The 2,940-nt window shown below is 37.6% G+C and carries 4 protein-coding genes; 3 read left to right on the forward strand and 1 reads right to left on the reverse strand.

Going from position 1 to position 2,940, the window contains the following annotated elements; all coding sequences use genetic code 11:
• Positions 1-540: recombinase family protein (locus BLW60_RS16120; protein WP_242872908.1), on the forward strand; the 540-nt coding region annotated here is incomplete at its 5' end.
• Positions 541-700: 160 nt separating this feature from the next.
• On the opposite strand, the gene BLW60_RS16125 is transcribed toward BLW60_RS16120, so the two are convergent.
• Positions 701-2,146 (reverse strand): hypothetical protein, encoded by a 1,446-nt coding sequence (locus BLW60_RS16125; protein WP_074719202.1) that lies wholly within the window; start codon positions 2,144-2,146, stop codon positions 701-703.
• Positions 2,147-2,323: 177 nt separating this feature from the next.
• Between BLW60_RS16125 and BLW60_RS16130 the strand changes: the two genes are divergently transcribed.
• Both BLW60_RS16130 and BLW60_RS17060 read left to right on the forward strand, forming a co-directional pair.
• Entirely contained in the window at positions 2,324-2,620 is a 297-nt protein-coding gene (locus BLW60_RS16130) for a hypothetical protein (protein WP_074719204.1), read from the forward strand.
• 36 nt (positions 2,621-2,656) lie between these two features.
• Positions 2,657-2,940 (forward strand): hypothetical protein (locus tag BLW60_RS17060; RefSeq protein ID WP_207645956.1); only part of this gene is annotated, 284 nt, incomplete at its 3' end.

Below are 2,940 nucleotides of genomic sequence, written 5' to 3' on the forward strand. Positions count from 1 at the left end.
CAGCTTGAAGCACTTATCAAATTCGGAGTACCTCAGCAGAACATTATAATTGATAAAGCCTCCGGCAAAGATACTGAGCGTGAAGGTTATCAGTACTTGAAGCGTCAGATACTCCGTAAAGGAGATACACTCGTCATAAAGGAGTTGGACAGGCTCAGCCGTAGCAAAGCCGATATAAAGCGAGAATTGGAAGAGTTCAAGGATATGGGTATCAGAGTCAAGATACTGGATATACCTACAACGCTCACTGACTTTCCGCCGGAGCAGGCTTGGGTGCTTGAAATGATAAACGCAATATTGATAGAAGTGCTCGGTGCTATTGCCGAAAATGAACGAAACAAGATACGAGCTCGTCAGCGTGAGGGTATAGAATCCGCAAAACGAAAGAACATCAAGTTCGGGCGCCCGTCAAAGCCTCTGCCTGATAACTGGCGTGAGGTAATGGCGGAAGTACGCTGCGGAAATAAGAAACCTGTAGAAGCAATGCGAGAGCTGGGAATCTCGCGTTCACACTATTACAGGCTGTACAAAACAACGTGACAATAGAAGCAGCCTCCGTGTAGGAGGCTGCATTGTTATCATCATAAAAAAACTGAAAAAATTTTTGAATTTACGTTTTCAGAAAAAGTCATGCTCAAAAATGATGAAAAAGGGAGACTTTTTACACATTATCGGAGAGCGTTAATTTCAAAAAACGTAATTACGAAGATTTTTTGGATTTTTTGAAGTAATTCTTGTATTTGCTTATTGCGTTTAATAACCTATCAAGTTCATTACTTGATGTATAGTAATAGCTTTCGTATAGAGTTCTGGGTTCAGTATTAGGTACTTGCTTCAGCTTCTCAGATAAAGCTGTGTGTTGCTTATATTTATTTCCATAGGATTTGTTTTTGACATAGTTTATGTGACCTTCACAGTTATGTTTGACAGCACATTCCGCAATAAACCTGCCGTTATTTTCAATAAACTTAGTGGTTTCTGTTACGGCATGATGAAGAATTGCAATTAGCTGTTTTATTATTACTTCTTCAGAACACATATCGATCAAGCTGAACACATGAGCGTATCCGATAAGTATCTTACTGACCTCTTCTTTACATTTTTCAATTTGTTTCTGTTTATTATCATAAAGCCATAGAAGATCAATGCTTAATAGTCTTTTTATCAGATCGTCGGTGTATTCTACAAGAGAAAGCTCATACTGACTTAGAATATCCTTAAAACCTTCAAAATACTGATTTCGCCCTCTTCTTGTAATGATGTTAATCAACTCTGATTCATCTGAGCACTGATATTTATTGAAAACAGTTTTCTGATCAAGATGAGTTACAAAATAAAACATATTAGGGAAACTATTCTTTATTCTTACTAAGGAAACGGGCTTCTTGATAAAATATTCACTATTATTACCGCTATTATTTATCGTAACACCTTGTTCTTCGTTATAGCACATGAAAGGTGAGGTTATACTATTATAAAGGGATTCGCTTTTGTAATCATACTTTCCATTTTCGTCAATCCATATATTCAACGATATTTCTTTAATGATCGGAACATCTGAAAACATGTCCTCTGTTGTATTGATAAGCAAGCTACGGTTATATTGAGTCTTGTCGTTGGTATAACTTGTATCATATATGAAGCAGGGCTGGGGAATAGTATCAACGGAATCGAGAAAGCTGCTGATATTGCTGCCAATCTGCATTTTTCTTATGCTGTGAAGCGCGCTTGTGAACTCCTTGCTTATATCTTCCTTTTCAATAATGAATATCTTAGTAGCAGTAGATGGAGAAAAGATAGCCTTCAGTAACTCAAGCGCAGCATCATAAGCCCTGGGAGAAGAGGTGCTGTTTCCTGTCGAAGCAAAAGTTATATCCACATCGTATGATCGGAGATATGCTTCAAAGCGCGTAAGACTATTTATTCTGTCAAATCTTATGGGATTATATGAAGGCTTTTGAATCTGAGGGTTATTATCAACAAATGCTATTTTCAACAATTTTACATATTGATCATAAGCGTCGCGATTAAACTGGCAAGAGCTGAACAGATTCCCGCTACAGTATATTTTTCCGCCACCTGGTTTTACAGTTGTTCTTGAAAATAGAGTCATTAAAAGTTCACTTAAAACATCTTTTCTTTTCATTCTATCACTCCTACCCGGAAAAAGGTAACGGTTTAAAAAATCAGGTTATTCTTAACGTGGTTTTGATTGAGCTTAATCCATATTTTACCCGTGTAATAAATATAATTTGAGTTTTCAATGTTATATAATATAATTGAAGCCTAAAGCTTCAAAGATATTAAATAAGGAGGACTGATTATGGATTTTGCTTTTAAGGCTTTTGCTAATTGCCCAGTTGACCAAGGCAATAATCAGAGTTCGGATGTTTCATTTGTGGGAATTCCATCACAGCAGGTATCATGGCCGACCAGCCAGTGCTTTGTCGTTGAAAAAGATGAAAGACAAAGAACTCCGATAGGCGTTATGGATAAAATCTTTTCAGGAGAAGCTTGGCTTGAACCGAAAACGTTCCTTGAGAATTACTCGAAACGTGACTTATCTCCTCGACGGATATTTCAAGATAAGCTAAGTTGTATGTGGAAATTCAAGGAATGAAACGGATACGAAGGCAATATTGCAAAATTCCGTATTTTGCAAGCACTTGTCGTAAATCCCAGGGGGCCAAATGAATACGAAGTAATTTACATTGAGCTTGAGTATGATGGCAAAGTGTATCCGATTACGCTAACTATGCGAGAATACAAGAAACGAGAGGTGCTACAACATCTTTCATTTATTCGACGCGATCCGGATTGTCCTGAAAAATACCTTGTAGCTGCTTTCTACCTTGCCGTTCAGGAAATAACGGAGAGAAAATTGCTGTTTACTCCTAAGCGTTCTGGGTGGAGCAAAGATAGTGAGGGCCACTTGCTTTT

The organism is Ruminococcus flavefaciens (assembly GCF_900108555.1).
GTDB lineage: Bacteria > Bacillota > Clostridia > Oscillospirales > Ruminococcaceae > Ruminococcus > Ruminococcus flavefaciens_P.